Origin of the sequence: Comamonas piscis (genome assembly GCF_014109725.1) — a bacterium.
Lineage (GTDB): Bacteria > Pseudomonadota > Gammaproteobacteria > Burkholderiales > Burkholderiaceae_C > Comamonas > Comamonas piscis.
Genome location: NZ_CP058554.1, coordinates 4527249 through 4543864 on the forward strand (window position 1 = coordinate 4527249; position 16616 = coordinate 4543864).

General features: G+C 63.0%; 21 protein-coding genes. 2 read left to right on the forward strand and 19 right to left on the reverse strand.

The window, feature by feature from the left end:
- Positions 1 to 3: 3 nt before the first annotated feature.
- The 18 genes from HS961_RS20450 to HS961_RS20535 form a co-directional block, all read right to left on the reverse strand.
- Positions 4 to 1032 (reverse strand): virulence-associated protein, encoded by a 1029-nt coding sequence (locus HS961_RS20450; protein WP_182325174.1) that lies wholly within the window; start codon positions 1030 to 1032, stop codon positions 4 to 6.
- Complete coding sequence (locus tag HS961_RS20455) at positions 1022 to 3199, reverse strand: DUF4815 domain-containing protein (protein ID WP_182325176.1); 2178 nt, start codon at positions 3197 to 3199, stop codon at positions 1022 to 1024. Before HS961_RS20455 ends, HS961_RS20450 begins: the two co-directional genes overlap by 11 nt.
- A 14-nt stretch (positions 3200 to 3213) precedes the next feature.
- Positions 3214 to 3705, reverse strand: a complete 492-nt coding sequence (locus HS961_RS20460; protein WP_182325178.1) for a hypothetical protein — start codon at positions 3703 to 3705, stop codon at positions 3214 to 3216.
- The gene (locus HS961_RS20465) at positions 3702 to 4655 is read right to left on the reverse strand and encodes a phage tail protein (protein ID WP_182325180.1); all 954 of its coding nucleotides are present in this window, start codon (positions 4653 to 4655) and stop codon (positions 3702 to 3704) included. Before HS961_RS20465 ends, HS961_RS20460 begins: the two co-directional genes overlap by 4 nt.
- A gap of 2 nt (positions 4656 to 4657) precedes the next feature.
- Positions 4658 to 5509: a baseplate J/gp47 family protein gene (locus HS961_RS20470; protein ID WP_182325181.1), complete on the reverse strand. Its 852-nt coding sequence runs from the start codon at positions 5507 to 5509 to the stop codon at positions 4658 to 4660.
- Entirely contained in the window at positions 5506 to 5865 is a 360-nt protein-coding gene (locus tag HS961_RS20475) for a GPW/gp25 family protein (RefSeq protein WP_238347681.1), read from the reverse strand. Before HS961_RS20475 ends, HS961_RS20470 begins: the two co-directional genes overlap by 4 nt.
- The gene (locus tag HS961_RS20480; RefSeq protein WP_182322430.1) at positions 5862 to 6476 is read right to left on the reverse strand and encodes a phage baseplate assembly protein V; all 615 of its coding nucleotides are present in this window, start codon (positions 6474 to 6476) and stop codon (positions 5862 to 5864) included. Before HS961_RS20480 ends, HS961_RS20475 begins: the two co-directional genes overlap by 4 nt.
- An 85-nt stretch (positions 6477 to 6561) precedes the next feature.
- Positions 6562 to 7038, reverse strand: a complete 477-nt coding sequence (locus tag HS961_RS20485) for a phage virion morphogenesis protein (protein ID WP_182325183.1) — start codon at positions 7036 to 7038, stop codon at positions 6562 to 6564.
- 3 nt (positions 7039 to 7041) lie between these two features.
- On the reverse strand, positions 7042 to 7557 hold the full coding sequence (locus HS961_RS20490; RefSeq protein WP_182325186.1) for a phage tail protein: 516 nt from the start codon (positions 7555 to 7557) through the stop codon (positions 7042 to 7044).
- Positions 7523 to 8119 (reverse strand): lysis system i-spanin subunit Rz, encoded by a 597-nt coding sequence (locus HS961_RS20495; RefSeq protein WP_182325187.1) that lies wholly within the window; start codon positions 8117 to 8119, stop codon positions 7523 to 7525. The genes HS961_RS20490 and HS961_RS20495 overlap by 35 nt, the downstream gene beginning before the upstream one ends.
- A complete protein-coding gene (locus HS961_RS20500) occupies positions 8116 to 8667 on the reverse strand; it encodes a lysozyme (protein ID WP_238347682.1) in 552 nt (183 codons plus the stop codon). The genes HS961_RS20495 and HS961_RS20500 overlap by 4 nt, the downstream gene beginning before the upstream one ends.
- Positions 8660 to 9037 carry a holin gene (locus HS961_RS20505; protein ID WP_182325189.1) on the reverse strand — a complete coding sequence of 126 codons (378 nt, stop codon included), beginning with the start codon at positions 9035 to 9037 and terminating at the stop codon, positions 8660 to 8662. Before HS961_RS20505 ends, HS961_RS20500 begins: the two co-directional genes overlap by 8 nt.
- The gene (locus HS961_RS20510; protein ID WP_182325191.1) at positions 9034 to 9702 is read right to left on the reverse strand and encodes a hypothetical protein; all 669 of its coding nucleotides are present in this window, start codon (positions 9700 to 9702) and stop codon (positions 9034 to 9036) included. Before HS961_RS20510 ends, HS961_RS20505 begins: the two co-directional genes overlap by 4 nt.
- A 7-nt stretch (positions 9703 to 9709) precedes the next feature.
- Positions 9710 to 9931, reverse strand: coding sequence for a tail protein X (locus HS961_RS20515; RefSeq protein ID WP_182325193.1), 222 nt, complete (start codon positions 9929 to 9931; stop codon positions 9710 to 9712).
- Entirely contained in the window at positions 9928 to 10416 is a 489-nt protein-coding gene (locus tag HS961_RS20520) for a head completion/stabilization protein (protein ID WP_182325195.1), read from the reverse strand. The genes HS961_RS20515 and HS961_RS20520 overlap by 4 nt, the downstream gene beginning before the upstream one ends.
- Before the next feature lie 118 nt (positions 10417 to 10534).
- The gene (gpM, locus tag HS961_RS20525) at positions 10535 to 11251 is read right to left on the reverse strand and encodes a phage terminase small subunit (RefSeq protein ID WP_182325197.1); all 717 of its coding nucleotides are present in this window, start codon (positions 11249 to 11251) and stop codon (positions 10535 to 10537) included.
- Between the two features lie 92 nt (positions 11252 to 11343).
- Entirely contained in the window at positions 11344 to 12375 is a 1032-nt protein-coding gene (locus HS961_RS20530; RefSeq protein ID WP_182325199.1) for a phage major capsid protein, P2 family, read from the reverse strand.
- 67 nt (positions 12376 to 12442) lie between these two features.
- Positions 12443 to 13267: a GPO family capsid scaffolding protein gene (locus HS961_RS20535; RefSeq protein WP_182325201.1), complete on the reverse strand. Its 825-nt coding sequence runs from the start codon at positions 13265 to 13267 to the stop codon at positions 12443 to 12445.
- Between the two features lie 141 nt (positions 13268 to 13408).
- On the opposite strand from HS961_RS20535, the gene HS961_RS20540 reads away from it, so the two are divergent.
- Positions 13409 to 15400, forward strand: coding sequence for a terminase large subunit domain-containing protein (locus tag HS961_RS20540; RefSeq protein ID WP_182325203.1), 1992 nt, complete (start codon positions 13409 to 13411; stop codon positions 15398 to 15400).
- Positions 15400 to 16446 (forward strand): phage portal protein, encoded by a 1047-nt coding sequence (locus HS961_RS20545; protein ID WP_182325205.1) that lies wholly within the window; start codon positions 15400 to 15402, stop codon positions 16444 to 16446. Before HS961_RS20540 ends, HS961_RS20545 begins: the two co-directional genes overlap by 1 nt.
- Here HS961_RS20545 and HS961_RS20550 read toward each other — a convergent pair.
- On the reverse strand, positions 16413 to 16595 hold the full coding sequence (locus HS961_RS20550; protein ID WP_182325207.1) for a hypothetical protein: 183 nt from the start codon (positions 16593 to 16595) through the stop codon (positions 16413 to 16415). The genes HS961_RS20545 and HS961_RS20550 overlap by 34 nt on opposite strands.
- Positions 16596 to 16616: the final 21 nt, after the last annotated feature.

Here is a 16616-nt window from a genome sequence, read left to right on the forward strand (position 1 = left end):
CCCTTACAGAATCACGGCGCGCAGGTTGCGCACCTTGGGTCGTGCGTTGGTGTTCCCCAACAGCCGCAGCCGCAAGCGCAGCGCCGCACCGGCCAGCCCCGCCCGCTTGTGGGTCAGCTCCACATCGCCAGCCGTCTGCGCGCTGCTGCTGTCAAAGGGCACATCAAGCCAGGTAGCGCCGTCGTCAGTGCTGCAGGAAACCTGCACAGAGGAACCGGCTGGCAAGCTGGCCTCGAAGATCACCGTGATGGCATTCCCACCGGCCAGCTGAACAGCCGGCGTGATGTAACTGCCATCAGCCAGCAAGCTGCCCACCACCAGCACAGTGCCCTGCTCAAGCACGGGAGCCAGGCCGTTGGCTGCACGCCGCAAGGTGGCTTCCACTTGCACGCCACCAGTGTGGGGCGCCGCCAGCTGAATGGGCTGCGCCACATCCACATCGTGGGTGGCCTTGAGCGCGCCCTGATCGTCCAGCAGCTTGAGCTGGTAAGTCACCCGGGCATCTGGAGCGGGTTGGATGGCGCCGGCATTCACCGTCAGGTTTGTGGCGTTGACCACCGCCTGCTGGCCCACCACAAAGGTCTGCGCTGTCTGCTGGTACTGCACGGCCAGCAGCTCAAAGCGCAAGAAGCGGTTGAGATACTTGGTCACCACCCCCGATTCGTTGGTGTGACTGAGCGCGCCAATTTCTGCCGGTGGCTGCGTGACATAGCCGCCCGCCTGGTTGACTTCGCCCACCTGCGCCACATAGGGCGCGGTGTCGGTATCGGCCGCGCTGATGCTGAGTGCATAGGGCAAGCCAGCCTGCAGCAGCACGGGCGTGGGCCAGATGACATTCGTGGCGCCCGCAGTGTTGATCTGCGCCGGCTCCAGCCGCACAGTGGCCATCTCGTTCTTTGGCAAGCCCTTTTCGTCGGCCTGGCCGATGCTGATCAGCACGGCCTCGCCCTTCTTCGCAAAGAACAGGTTTGCGCCCGCATATTGGCCGGTGGCTGGCGGGTTGATTGCTTGAGTCAGGACGTTATACGACATAGTTCACCGTTTGGTTGCCCACGCCGGCCACGATAAAGTCGCCGCGATAGAGGAAAGAGACAGACAGCTTCAAGGTGGCCGATCCGGTGTAGCTGGCTTCTCCATAGCTCCCGTTATCGCCCTCGATCCGCAGGCGCTTGGTGCCGACAGTGATGCCCTTGGGCACCTTGAAACTGCCTTGCACCACGCCCTGCGCATTCGCCGTTGGCGTTTGTCCCTGGGCATCTTTTAGCGCAATGTCCTGGCCGTCAAAGGTGGCAGCCTTCACAGGCTCCAGCGGATCAAACCCGGCAATCGTCACGCCCACATCGATCTCGCGCAGATAGATGTCGCTGGTATCGATCAGGGATTTGTCGAAGTTCTTGTCGAACTCCGCTTGCACGCTGCCGGCAACGGTTTGCCCCGGGAAGTAAATAGGGGCGTAGAGGAACTGCACCCTTTTGGGATACTTGCGCACCCCTGGCACTTCCCATCTGTCGATGGGCGGTGCCAGCGTGATGGATGCAGGCAGCTGGCCCACGGCCACGCTGGGGTTGATGGCCATGCTCCGGCTGTAGGCTGATTGGCGCAGGCCCACCGCAAGGTCGTACCCCATGGCATAGGCGGTTTTGCCATCGTCAAGCAGGTGCGCTCCGAAGTCCTCATAGAGCTGCAGCGCCCCATCGGCGATCTGCGCTGTCTGTTCCATCCCCTGGTCGCGCATGCTGTCGTCGCGCATGGGATCAGCAAAATAGCCCTTCTTCAAACCGCTGTAGCGCCCGTTCACATCGGTGGCCAAACGCAGCTCGGCCAAATCCAACTCGATATCGTCCATGCGGTTGGAATAGTTGGCAATGGTCTGCATGGGCACCATTCGCCAGCTGTCCAGCAGCAGTTGGCGCGTGTCCTGCATCCAGCTTTGATAGATGGTGGCCAGCAGCAGCTGGCCAGCAGGCACATCGGGCTTCACGGGCAGCCAGGTGGCCGGCACGCCCTTGATGACGCTGAACACCCCCTGGTCATCCATCACCAGGCGGTCAAAGCGGCGCATGGCAAATTCGTAGTCCACGTAATGCACGGTGCCGTTGACCGGGTTGGCAATCTGGAAGGTGGTCGGGGTTTGGTTCAGCACCGGCTCGATACTGATGTACTCAAAATCGACGGTGTACTGGTTGCCGGTCGCTGGCTCGGCACCGCCCGGGCTCCAGTCCACTTGCCCTGCAGTCAGCTTGTAATCGGTGTTGGGCACATAGGTGACCCCACCCAGCTTGACGCTGTTGATCTTTACTACGCTGTTCTCGTTCAGTGGGTCAGCTCCGCCCGCCACCGGGCCGCGCGTCACCAGCTGGGTTTTCTTGCGCTGCACCCGGACGGTGGCAGGCTTCAACACCGGGAAGCGATCAAATGCGATGGTCTGCAGCTCCTCACCGCTGGCGGCATGGGGCTCGCTCTGAATCAGCATGGTGTTGGCCACAGCCGGGTAAATCACGGTTCGGTCGATGGGCCGGAACACAGCAATGCCACCCACCCGCGCTTCTCCGGCTTGGACGGTGTAGACCTGGTTGCCCTCTGGATCATCCTCTTTCATGAGAACCGCCAGGCCGTCTACCACGTAGTTGCCGCCGCCAGTGCTGGCAATGTCGTAATCCTTAATGGCCCCGATGATTGGGCTATTGGTGCCCAGCGCCTCGCGCGGCTTGACCACGCCATATTCAATCGTCCACACCGGGAAGAAGTCCCCGGGCACTGTCAGGCTGCCGGCCAGCCCCCAGCGCGCCACCATGCGGGTGCGGTCGGCGCCTGGCTCGTTTTGTCCCTCGCCCTCCACAGCTGGGTTGTACAGGCGCGGATCATCCACTGCGGTCACCTTCGTGGTGTCCAGGTAGATGCCCACATACTGGGTGCCGATAACCGGCACTGCCACCAGGGCAGCGGCAACGTCGTGGATGCGGCCGGCAATGTAGATGCTGCCGGCGTCCATGGTGGCGATGCCCGTGGCTGCACTCATGGCGCAGCGGGCGCCCTCGCGAATGTCGCCATCGCTGAAGATTCCGTCAGCGATCCGGCGCAGCGCATCTTGCTGCATGGCCTGGCTGTCGTTCAACTCCCGCGACTGCAGGATGCGGTCTGCATGGTGATCCACGCTGACAAAGCCATCAGCTCGGTCAAAGGTTTTGTAGATGGTCATTGTTTGGCCTTGAATTACAGAGGCAGCACCGCTTCTTCATAGGCCTTTTGGCCTTCGCGCGTCGATTTGCTGCGGTAGGTCAGGTGGTACATAAAGCCCGCGTCCTGCACCTGCTCGGGTTTCAGGTAGCGCTGGCCCGCTGGCACGCCTGCCTTGGCGACCGTGCCGAAGAACAGGCCGCATTCGCGGATCTCCTCGTTCAGGGCGTCATCGGTGGAAAACTCGGCGCGCAGGTACAGGTAGGGGGTGGGGTCGGCGCTGAACTTGTAGAACTGCTTGCCGTCCATCTCCACATCAAAATCAGCCTCGACAGCGGGCACCACATAGCGCACGGTGGTGGCCAGGCGCCGGCCCACCTCGGCCAGCAGGTTGGTGCGGTTGCTGGGCACGGCGGGCGGGGCTCCCCAAGCGCCATCGCCCCGGCCCCACGCAAAGTGGGCGGTCATGGCGGCCAGGGCCTTGGCCAGTGCGATGCGGCCAGCGTCTTGCAAGACAGCAACTGTCATGGTGTGTTTTCCTCGGTGAATTTGGTTGCGATTTCAGACTCTTGCCAGGCGTGCCCGTCCCAGTACCCCGTCCAAGTGCGGGCGCTGACGGTGCGCGGCACGACGGCGCAATAGGTTTCGGCCCGCGTCTGCTGGGGTTGCGCATTGCGGGCTGCGGCGGTGATGGCATAGGCCGGGCCAAAGCCTGTTTTTGGCAGCAGCCGGACATAGGCCGGCGTGTTTGGGGCTTCCACTTGGGTGGGTATCAGGCGCGGCGCCTTGCGCAAGCGGCTGTCGAGCCGCCAAGAGTCCAGGCGCAGCACGTCCCTGCGGCGGGTTCGCATGCTCCAGCCAATGGTGCACAGCGCGCGCACCTGGCCGTTCTTGGGGCGCTGGGCCACGGCGTTGAAGTACTGACCCTGGCTGCCCAGGACAATTTCGCCGCCCAGGTCAATGGGCACGCCGCTGTCGCTGTCGAGCATGCCGCTGTCCAGCCGTGGGCGGTTGTCCAGCCGGATGCGGCGCAGGTCATAGCGGTGGAACAGGCGGTAAAACTTCACATGCAGCGGGATGCTGGCCCGCACCATGTAGGCGATGTGCTGCATGTCGGCAATGGAGACTTCCCGGCCCGGGCTGATGTGCAGGCGCGCTCCGTCTTCCTCGATCCGCACACCGGTGTAGCCCAGCCAGCCCATGGCCCGCTTGACTGCCGCCGCGCTGCCGCGCTCACGCAGCCAGGGCAGGCCCTTGGCCAGCAGCTCGCGCGGGTCGGAAAAGTAGCGGTCGAACTGGGTGAGCTGCCATTGAGCCGCTACCCAGGGCAGCAGCACATCAGGATCTGCGGCAGGCTCGGCCTGGTCGGCCAGGCTGTCCCAGTCGGCTGGAAAGTTGCCATCAATGGCACGCTCCAGCAGGCTGGCATTGGGCGGCAGCACACTGCGGTGGCGCTGGGAAACTTTGGGGCCGGCCATGGCTATGCCACCCCCATGTCCACCAGCAGCACCTGGCCCAAGGTTGGGAAGTAGCCCACCGGGATGGAAGTCACTTCCGCAGGTGCCGTGCTGTCTGGGTATTGCACCCGGGCCACGCCTTCAACATGCAGCAGCGTGGTGATGTAGCTGCGCGCCACGGTCGCGCGCAGGTCGCCCATGCTGGCAAAGGCATCCTGCAGCCGGGTCTGCAGCAGCTGCTGCAGGTTGGCCGGCGCGTTGCGGGTGCGGTAGATGTTGGCGGTGATGTTGACGGCCTTTGGCTGGGACACGACCACCGTGATGGGCACGCCCAGCATGCGCCCGGCATCGCTGTTCAGCACGGCAGAGACTGCCGCCAGCGTGGCGGCGGCCTGCGCTTGGTCTTGGCACCACAGCTGCAGCAGCACCTTGCCAGCCAGCGGGCTGGTCGCCATGGCCGCGCGCACGTTGAGGCTGGCGGTCATCGCCTGATATTCGTAGTACTCCCGCGTGCCCTGGCTTGCCAGCGCCGCAATGCGCAGCTGCACACGGGTGCGCAGCCGATTGTCTGCCTCGCCGTCCATGCGGGTGACGCCCACCAGGGCCGCGATATGGTCAAGGTCGGCGCCCTTGGCAAATGCCAGCAGGTGGGCACGGGCGGCATCGTTGACGCGCGCACGGTATGCCATTTCGCGCATGGCAAAGGATTCCAGCAGCTTGGTGACCGGTTCGCTCTCCAGGGCCAGCACATCGTCTACGGCTGGTAGGTACGGGCGCAGCAGGTCGGCCAGGTCGGCTTTGCTGGTGGCCAGAATCGTTTCGTAGTTGAGCGCTTCGACTACATCAGGCGCGGGCAGTGTGGCCAGCTCGATCATGCGGATGCCCCCCACGCAATGGGCACCGACAGGCGCAGCGGCTGGCTTGCGCCAAAGTCGCTGTTGTAGGTGCCCAAAATTTGATACTTGGCATAGCCGGGGCGGCTTGGGTCGCGCAGGCTTTTGATCTGCTTGACTTCAATGCGCGGCTCCCAGCGCATCAGCGCCGATTGGATAGCCGAAAAAACGCGGGTTTGCGCAAGCAGGTTGTCGGGCTGATCGACCAGCGCCTGCAGCAGGCTGCCGTAGTCGCGGCGCATCACGCGGCTGCCGATGGGCGTGGTCAGGATGTCCATCACCGATTGGCGCAAGTGGCTGATGGCATCCATGCGGGTGCCGGTCTGGGCGTTCATCATGCTGGCACCGGCCCTTGGGTCAATGCAGGGCCAGGAATGACGCCCTTGTGCAGGTGGCTCACCAGGCTGATGCCCGAGGCGATCACATCGGCTTCGCCCACCACATTGACGTTGGCCGCGATCTGGCCCGAGCCAATGGTGAGCGTGGCGCCACCGGCCTGCAACGTGATGCTGTCTTGCTCCATGGTGATGCTGCAGCCCTCTGCCACTTCAAAGCGCACGCGCTTTTCAAGGTGCAGCAGGTGTTCGCCCTTGGCGGTTTCGCTGTAGTCCTGTTTGCTGAACTGGGTGCGGCAGGTGTCTGCCTGGTTGCTGGGGGCGGTCATGCGGTCGCTGTAAACGCCCAGCAGCACGCAGCCCTGGCCCATGTCGCCGCCCGTGGCCAGCACCATGCATTGCTCACCCTTGACAGGTGGCCACCACTGGCTGCCCTTGTCGCCTGCGGCTCGGCTCGTGAACCATGGCAGCCAATCGGTTTCGTTGTCGCCTGTCTTGACGCGGCAGCGCGCGGCGCCCAAGTCAACAGCCGCAATCGTGCCCATGCGGGCCACGTTGGCCAGTTGGCGCGATAGCTCTAGCGGGTTGGTTTCTGGGCTGGTGTTTGGGGGCATGCGGCCAGTGTCGGCCGCGCGCGCGCGGAAGGCCAGCAGCGGGCGCTGTGGCTGCGCCTTGCACAATTTTTGCAGCGGTTGGCTGCTACCTGCTCAGGTAGTCCAGCAGGTATTCGCGCAGCCAATCGGTGTCGTCTTTGCTGATGCCGATCAGCTCACGCGCTGGGTAGTCGTAGCTCGGGCCGCCTGGGTTCACCAGGTCGGTTTCGCCGTTGTGATGCACGCGGGCGATGCGCTGGGCGCGGCCGACAAACTCCACCACCGCAGCGTTGCCGCCCTCGCTGCGCGCCCTGATGTTGCGCTGCATGCGCAGCTTGGCAAACATGGGCTTGCGCTGCTGAGCCTGTTGGCGCACCTGGGCGCGCTTGTTGCGCAGTGCCCCGCTAGGTGCCTTGCGGGGCTGCCAGGCGTTGCCGTCCGGGTCAGTCTGGGCGCGCATGCGCTGGGTGTTGGCGGTGCGCAGCTTGCGGGCAATATCTACCGCCAGGCGCCGGCGTGCGGTGCCGTCCAGCTTGGCCAGCAAGTGGCCGGCCCAGTCTTCAATGGCGCGAAAGTCTGCCATGGGCTACAGCACAAACCGCGCTTCTTCGGGCGGGGTGGGTATGTCCCATTCGGCCAGCAGCTGGTCTTTGAGCCACAGTTGCCAATGCTCGGGCAACCGGTTGGTGCCCACCACCTGGGGCTCTGCGGGGTGGTCGCAGATCAGGCGCGTGGGGTGGCCAGGGTCAGGCGTGACAATCACCCGCTCGGTGACGGGCACCCGGATACCGATATCGGCGCCGGCGGTGTTGAGCAGCTCCACTTGGAACTGGAGGCCCGTGGCCTGCGTGGTGGGATTCAGCAGCAGCTCGGGCTGGTGGACGCGCAGCCAGGCGATCAGCGGCACAAACAGGGCATCGGTGTGGCCCGTGAAGTCCAGCACCGTGACGTCGATGGTGTAGGCGTACTCAAAGGACAGGCTTTTACCCATCGCCGAGACGGCCCGGCCACCGCTGGCCAGGACTACGAGGTTTTCGGGGTTGGCCTTGAGGTCGGGTACTGCGGCCTCAATGAGGGTTCGCAGACTTTGCAGCTTCCACATGCTGGGCGCCTTTCCATACGGTGGTTTTCCAAGTGTCCAGCGCCTGCTTGGCTGCGTTGTACTGGTCTATGCAGCTGTTCAGTTCGCGGGTGGCGTCTTCGGCGTCGGCGGTGATGGCTGCAAGATTGGCTGCATCCTCTGCCAGTAGTTCGGCTCGCGCTTCTTGAGGCCCAGGGCCGGCATGCTGGGCGGCTCGCTCAGCAGGTATTGCGGGGGCCGCGCAGCTGGTGGCGCGGATTGACAGCCGCTGACGGCCATCACGCAAAGCGCGATCGCGCTCAGCTTCAATAGTTTTTGCATGGTCTTTGCTCTCCTGTAGTTCACGGGCAAGGGTTGCGGCCTGGTCACGCAGCTGGTTGTCAGCGGTGCGGCTGGCCTCGCCCTGCCGGGTGGCCTCGGTGCGCTCGGCTGCTTGGCGCTTGGCATCGTCCTGCTGGGCGATCAGGTCGCGGGCTGTAAAGCCCTTGCGATATGACCAGCCGTGGCTTATGCATAGCGCCGTCATCAGAGCGCTGAAGACTATGACGGTCTGCCAGTCGATTACGCCGGTTTGCTTTTTCATGGCTTGAGGTCTTTCAGGCACATGGTCATTTCTCGATCACGGCGCAGCGCCAGGCCGCGCAGCTTGACACCCTTGGCCGATGCCCAGGCCGGCAGCTGGCGGCAGGCTGCAGCCACATCTCCAGCGCGCAGCAGGCGCAGCATGGTGCTGTGGTTGCCGCTTTTCAGATAGACAAAGCCATCCTTTACGCCCGGCGCGCCTGGGCCGGCGTTGTAGATGAACGAGAGGAACGCGGCCACGCTGGTGGCCGGCATGCTGTCGCGCACCTCAGCGGGCACCCAGCGCTCAAAAATCTGCCAGGCTTCCTGTATCCCCTGCATGGTGAGTGCGTCGCATTCGGTATTAGTGGCCACATCGCCCAGCTTTACGCCGCGCGTCCATCCCTCGCAGATGGTTGGAATGGCCACCGGGTCAAGGTAGGCCGGCAGCACCCGGCCTTCGTCCACCGGCAAGGTGTTCAGCAGGATCGCGGCAACTGCAGCACCCACGGCGGTGGCGCCCCCGGCAATGATGGTGCCCTTGGGCACGTATGGCAGCGGTCTAGTCATCGGGCAGCCCTCCAAAGTCGGTCACGAATTCGCTTTGCTTGCTGCGCGTGGGCGGCGGGCTGACGATCACCGATGCCTCAGGGCTCGGCACGCCGTTCAGCTGCTTGTTGTAGAGCTGAATTTTCAGCTTGTGGAGTTCTTCGGCGCGTCGGTTCGCTTCGGCGGCTTGCTTGCGGTCATCCTCGCGCCGGCGCTTGAGAAAGTAGTACTGCACGGCCAGTCCGCCAATGCCGATTAAGGCGCCGATGATCCCAAATACCCATTCGCTGTTTAGAAAGCCCCATCCCACCAGTGCGCCGCCGCTGGTCAGTGCGGTTTTGCCACCAGCCGATGCCATGGCCGCATCGCGTGCAGCTTCTTCGATATTCATTTTTTGGGCCCCTTCCAGCTCCATGCCGTCCATGTGCAGGTGGCAAAACGGTCGATGGTGTTGGCGTTCAAAACTTCAAACCCGTAGTTCTCGGTCTTAGTGCCGCCCCACAGCCTGCTGGTGCGCACCAGCTGCCAGACGCCACCAGCGCAAGCCACGCGGATGCCCATCACCTGGCGGCCGATATCGGGGTTGCCCCATTCGCCATCCAGCACCGGCAAGCCGGCGCGGTAGGCGATGCTCTCCAGGGGCTGGGCCCACTTCTTGGCCAGCCATCCGCAGCGGTTGCGAATGCCGTTGAAGTTCCAGCGCGGCAGAAAGCTGCGGGGGCTGTACGGCGGCCAGTAGCTCACATGCTGGCCATCGTCGTGCACCACATCTTCGTCGGGCGCCGGCATGCGCACATGCTGCCCATCAATCAGCGCCCAGTCAGAGCGGTCGCCGTTGATGCTGATGTTGTTGTCGTACCAGCGCAGCCAGCGCGGCAGCTGTTCAGCCTTTCGGGGCAGCAGCGCCGCAATGAACAGCCAGACGATGGGGGCCGTCAGTCCCAGCCAAAAGCGGATCAATGCGGGCTTGCGCGCGCTCTGCAGGCTGGCCAGCGCATGCGCGTGCAGCTCTGCGGGCACACCAGCCTCGGTCAAATAGGTTTGCAGCTTGTTCATCGTGTTGTCAGTCCCAAAGGTTGATCCGGTCTTGCACGGGCTGCGCGGCCTTGACCAGGCGCACGGGCATGCCCATGGGAATATCCATGGCCACCTTGGCCAGGCCAGGGTTGGCGGCAAGCGTGGCCTCTACGTGGCCCGCTGTGCTGCCCAGGTGACGATTCACCAGCGCATCAAGTACATCGTTTTGCAGCGCCCGCACGGTGATGGTGTTTTGCGTACCGGTCATAGCAGCTCGGCAATCACGCGGGGCAGGCCCTGCAGGTCGGCGATGGCGTGGCGCGTGCGGGTGTCGAGGCTGTCTTGCCGGATCTCCAGCGCGCTGCGCACCCGGCTTTCCTTGCCAGCGCCATCTGGCAGGGTGTCAATGTCGCGGTATGCGCTGGCAAGTTGGGACTGCACATGTGATTGGATGGCCCGCAGATAGTGCTTGAGCTTCACACTCTGGCCGCCCAGCTGGGTGGCTGGAACATCGGCCAGGCTGGCATAGCCCAGCGCCACCTGCGCGGCCTGCCAGTCGACCAGCTCTCTGTTGACACTGAGCATGGCCTCTTCCACGGCCAGCAGCAGGCGGGGCGGCGTCACGGTGCCATCGAGCCGGGCGTCTTCGCGTAGCTTCTCGCAGTTCACATCGGGCCACCAGCCATCGTTAGCCACCGATGCTTCGGCGCCCTTGATAGGTGGGTTGGCGACTGCGACAAAGGGCGAGCTCACGGTGTCAGGCTTTCAGGGTTATGAGGTGTGGCGGTGGCCCAGGGCGTCAGGCGGTGGCAAATCAATGCTGCCTTTGCCCTGGGGCCGCCACGGTCGCGGGGTGCGAACGGTATGGCGGTTAGGGCGCTACTTTTTTGAGGCGCGCTTCCAATCGCTCAATGTCTTTTTTGACGCCTGCGCGCAATGGATCAAGCTCCATGGCGCGTTGCAGGTACGGGAGGGCCGCGCCGCACACCTGCAGCGTGCGGCCCTTGGCATCCATGGCAATGTCCTGGCTGTTGGTCTTGCCCAGCAGCGCCCAGCCTGCGGCCTTGTTCAGCTTGGCCTTGATCTGGTCGTGCATGTCGGTCTCGGCGGTCAGCTCCAGCACGCGCTGGGTGACTGCGATGGCGTCTTGATCCTTCAAGCGGCCAGCCAGCACGGCTTCGGCGATTTCCTCGGCCACCACGCTGGCCATGTCGCGGTTGTAGTTGTCGGGCGGGTTGATGCCGCTGGCCAGGGCGTATTCGGCTAGAGGCATGGCACGCGCATAGTCGCCCGCGTCAATGGCCCAAATCAGGATGGTGGCCACCACTTCGTCTTGCGTACCGGGCTTGGTGTCAAACACCCCGGACAGGTAGGCGTCGTATTCGGGCAGCATGGCGCGCTTGGCCTCGGCCTTGCGTTCATTGGCCTTGATATCTTTCAACGCAATGCGGTGCTGGTGCAGCTGTACAAGCTGCAGCTCGTAGGCGGTGCCGATGGTCTGGCCGTAGGCGTCGGCGGCACTGCCAGCGCTGGCCGCCAGGGCAGCCATGGCGCGCATGTAGTGCGCTTGGGCTGGTGTTTGTCGCATGTGGATGTTCCCCGCTTGGTGTTGGTTGGCACCGGCCCGCTAAAGAGCGGCCTATTTTTTTAGCCGCCGATGGCTGGCAGGTGCGCTTTGGCTTAGGCCAGTTCGATGTTTTCGACCAGGCAGGCCTTTTCCAAGTTCTCGATCACGAATGCGTCGTTGGACGATTCAAACGTGGCGATGCGGTCTTTTTCCGGCTGGTCTTTGACCATGCGCCGGCGTGCGCTGGCCTGGTAGTAGATGGACAGGTTGTCCAGGCTGGTAATCAGCACGGCCTTGGGCGGGAAATAAGGCACGGTGACAGCCTGTAGGCCGCCCAGGCGCTTTTGGCTCACCACCAGGCTGCCGGCCAGCATCTCGGTGGGGGCGTTCTGGCCGTCCACGATGGGAAACAGCTTGTCGTGCATCAGGTCACGGCCCACGATGGCCACCAGGTCGGCGTTCTCCGAGAACATGGCAGCAATCAGCGCATGGCGGGCGTCATACACCAGGCCGTCCAGGCTTGCATAGTCGGCGTCGGCCAGCTTCTTGCCAGCTGCATCGACTCCCACCTTGACGGTGCCCGCAACCTGGCCGCCAGTCATCACACCAGCAGGGCGGTTCTCGCGCAGGTCTTGCAGCCAGCCCTTGTTAACGTCCTGCAGCAGCGGGTTGGTTGCACGGTTGGTGTTCGCCGCTGCGCTGGTGCCATTGAAGCCGATCATGATGCGATCAAGCGCGCATTGCTGGATGATTGCGCCCGACAGCAGCTTTTGGAAATTCGGGAACCTGGCCCACATGTCCAGCTTGGCGTAGCGGATGGCGGTGTCATAGTTTGTCTGGACAGCCAGATATTTGTGGCTGTTCATGTCCGACACATCGGTGGGCTTGCGCTCGTTGTCGCCGCTGGTGTCGGTACGGCTGGCAATGGGGCCGTTCACACCCAGGCCCAGGCGCTCGCCCATCATTTCATCCACGGGGGCGATGTTGATCTTGCCCAGGAACGAACTGGACTCTTGAATGCGCTGCTCCAAGGTTTGCTGCACGCTGGGCGCGATGGCGAACTTGACGGCGGCGTCTGCCACGCTGGACAGCGCGGCTTGCTGTGCCACGTAGGCGGTAAATTTCAGGCGGGTATCGTTGCGCATGGTTGCGTCCCTATAAAAACTGGTGTCGGTTGTTGGTGAGAGCGGCTATTGAGCGGCTGTATCTTGCTTAGCAGTCCGCCAGCTCCGAGGCGTCCTTGCCCGTCGCAGCTGGGCGCTTGTCGCTGTGGTTCTCTGTGCCTTCGAGCTTGGTTTTCAGCGTGGCGAAGTCCTGCTGCAGAGTGGCAAACGCAGCGCCCTGCTTGGTGAACTTATCCAGCAGGTCAGCGTTTTCCTTGGCTTGCTTCTGCATGGCGTCTTGAGCCACGCCGAGTGCCTCCACGGTCTGGGCGGCAAAGGTGTTGTCACCTGCCGCAGGCTTGGCGGCGACCATGCCCTTGAAACCATCGATCAGGTCGCTGAACTTTTTCAGCACACCGCTGGCAATGCTTTCTTCGTCGGCCTGCAATCCCAGATCGGTCTCGATGGCCTCGCTGTACAGCGTTGCCTTGTCGGTCTTGCGTCCAGCAAATGGGTTGACAGCGGCGCCTTGCGAAAACTTCAGCACCTCGGTGCCCAGGCTGGCAGGGCTGTCCGTAACGCCCAGGCCAAAGAGGTAAGGGCCGCCAGTGCCCGGCAGATTAGGATGAATTTCGATGGAGCTATAGAGCTTCTGACCCTTCTTGTTCATCTCGATCAGTGTCGGCAGGGGCTCGATCTGCGCGAACAGCGCTTTCTTCCCGTCCTCGACATCACGAACTTCCGTTGCCAACACATCGCCCAGGGCGTCGAAGGGGCCGCCAGGAACGGTGCCCCGGTGATGCTCCAGCCAGATACGTGCGCCGTATTTCTGGCGGTTGTAGCTTTTGCCCATTTGCTCGATTTCGGCACGCGTAATTTCGCGGCCATCGGTGGTTTGGCCTTCGGTGGCAACTCGAAAGAATTTGCTTGGCATGGTGCGGCTCGGTTAAGCGGTTGTTGATCTATCGCTATGTTCCGCGCACCCTGTTTTTGTAGCAATGACCACGCGCTGTGGCTGCGTTTCGGACAATTTGTACTTGTCGATTTCCGCGCGCGCGCGGCAGACACTGGCTGAATGAAAGTAGCACCGCAAAAGCCAGAAGCTAGCCCAGCCCCTGCCGACACCGCCAGCAGCGGCGCGCCTGCGCGTGCCGTCAAGCGCCTGGCCAAGTCCAAGACGCGCGGCAAATGCTGGCCGCACATCACCACGGTGACGCCCGAGCAGGCGTTTACCGCTGCTGTCCTCAAAGAGATTTCACCCGAGGGCAAGGGCCTGCCGTTTGAACTTGACGCCCTGCCCGCTGGCAAGTGCAGCGCCATCACCGATGGCGGCGCCGGCCAGCGCCGCCACGCCCGTGACCTGTATTGGCAGGGCTGGAAGCTGACCCACATCGCGGAAAAGCTGGGCGTGCCCCGCGCCACACTCCACGGCTGGCATAAGGCCGAGCGCTGGGCCGATGCCAGCCCCACCCAGCGCGCCGAGGGCGTAACGGAGACGCGCTACGCCCAGCTGGTGGCCAAAGAGGAAAAGACCGGCAGCGATTACAAGGAAATTGATCTACTCGGGCGGCAAATGGAGCGCTTCGCGCGCATCAGCAACTACCGCCAGTCTGGCCGCGAGCGCGATCTGAATCCCAATATCGATGCGCGCAATGCAGCTCCAAAAGCGCAGCCCACCAAAAACTTCCTGTCGCAAGAACAGATCGAGAAGCTACGCGATGCCTTCATTGAATCGTGCTTCAAGTACCAGCTCACCTGGTGGCAAAACATCCACCATCGCACACGCCAGATTCTCAAAAGTCGCCAGATCGGTGCCACTTGGTACTTTGCCCGCGAAGCGCTGATTGATGCGCTGGAGACGGGCCGCAATCAGATTTTCTTGTCTGCCAGCAAGGCCCAGGCGTACATCTTCAAAGGGTACATCCAGTCGTTTGTCTTCGAGGTCTGCCAGGTGGAGCTAAAAGGCGAACCGATCGTTCTGGCGAACGGCGCCCAGCTGCACTTCCTGGGCAGCAATGCGCGCACCGCGCAGGGCTACCACGGCAATTTCTACTTCGATGAGTATTTTTGGACTACCGACTTTGAGCGGCTGAACAAGGTGGCCAGCGGCATGGCCATTCACAAGCATTGGCGCAAAACCTATTTCAGCACCCCATCGAGCATCCAGCACGCAGCCTATGACCTGTGGAGCGCCAAGAAGTTTGCGCGCAAGTTCAAGACCGATATCGACATCACCCACGGCAAGCTGGCGGGCGGCTTCACAGGCGAAGACAAAGTTTGGCGCCAGATCGTCAACATCTTGGACGCCGAAGCCGGAGGCTGCGATAAGTTCGACATTGACGAGCTGCGGCTGGAATACTCCGACCCCGAGTTTGAAAACCTGCTGATGTGCGGCTTTGTGGATGACTCGTTTAGCGTCTTCCCACTGACCAACCTGCAGCCCTGCCTGGTGGACAGCTGGGAGGTGTGGAAGGACTTCAAGGCATTCGCCCAGCGGCCCTTTGGCTGGCAGCCGGTGTGGGTGGGCTATGACCCCAGCCTGAATGGCGACAGCGCGGGCCTAGTGGTGCTGGCACCGCCCGAGACACCGGGCGGGCCACTGCGCGTTCTGCACACCAGGCAGCTGCGTGGACTTGACTTTGAAGCGCAGGCGGCCGAGATCAAGAAGATTTGCGACACCTACAACGTGCAGCAGCTCACCATCGACCAAACCAGCATTGGCAATGCCGTCTACCAGCTGGTGGTCAAGTTCTTCCCGGCTGCCCGGGGCATCAACTACAGCGTGGAAAGCAAGACCATGCTGGTGATGAAAGCCCTGCAGGTCATCAAATCCAAGCGCCTGCAGTGGGACGCCGGTAACAAAGAGCTGGCCGCCTCATTCATGGCCATCAAACGCGAGATGACCGCCAGCGGTCGCAGTGTGACTTACGCAGCGGGCCGCAGCAAAGACACCGGCCACTCTGATTTGGCTTGGGCCTGCATGAATGCGCTCAGCAATGAAGCGCTGGAAGTGGGCACGGGCCTGGCCACACCGCAAACGAAATCCTTTATCGAGGTCTATTCCTAATGAGAAAACGCAAACCCGCGCAGCCCCAGCGCACGCCTGTCACCCAGACGGGCCAGCAGTCTAACGTGCAGGCGTTCAGCTTTGGCGAGCCCGAGCCCGTGATAGGTGGCCGCAGCGCGCTGATGGAGTATGCCGAGTGTGTGCAGAGCGGCGAATGGTACGAGCCACCCGTGAGCCTGGCCGCCCTGGCGCGCCTACTGCGCGTGGGCGCGCACCATGAATCTGCCCTGCGCTGCAAGGTCAACATCTTGGCCAGCACGTTCATCCCCACCCCGTGGCTCAGCGCCGCAGACTTCAAGGCCATGGCCTTTAACTTTTGCGTACTGGGCAACGGCTATCTGGAGTGGCGTGAAAACCAGCTGGGGGACAAGCTGGTACTGCGCCACGCCCTGGCCAAATACATGCGGGTGGGCATCGATCCGGGGCGGTTTTTCTTCGTCACGGATCTGCAATCGCCGCACGAATTCAAAGCCGGGTCTATCCTGCACCTGCGCGAGCCCGATCTGCATCAAGAAATTTATGGTGTCCCCGGCTACCTGGGCGCCATGCAGTCGGCCCAGCTAAACGAAAGCGCAACGCTGTTCCGCCGCCGCTACTACAACAACGGCTCGCACGCCGGCTTCATCCTGTACGCGACTGACCCGGCCCAAAGCCAAGGTGACATTGACGCCCTGCGCAAGCAGCTGACCCAGACGAAGAACGGCGGCAACTTCCGCAACGTGTTCTTCTACGCGCCAGGCGGCAAGAAAGACGGACTGCAGCTGATCCCCATCAGTGAGGTGGCCGCCAAAGATGACTTCTTGAACATCAAGAACAGCAGCCGCGACGATGTGCTGGCCGCGCACCGGGTGCCGCCGCAGCTGATCGGCATGCTGCCAAACAATACGGGCGGCTTCGGCGATGTGGAAAAAGCTGCGATGGTTTTTGCACGCAATGAGATCACCACGCTGCAGAGCGACATCGCCGGGTCGATCAACGCTCAGGCAGGCCGGGAGGTGGTGCGCTTCAAGCCCTACCAGTTGAACGAGAGCCCAGCCGCCGAGTAGCCACCACCCAGCCGCAGCACCTGGGCACCGGCCACACCCCGGCCCGGGGCCTGCGCCCAGCCCACGCGCAGTAGCCCGGCCCGCGCCGCACGCGCTGCCCGCCCCCGCACCCAGCCCCACAGGCCCGCCACAGCGCGGGCCTTTTGCATGGCAACCCCACCCCCTGCCCA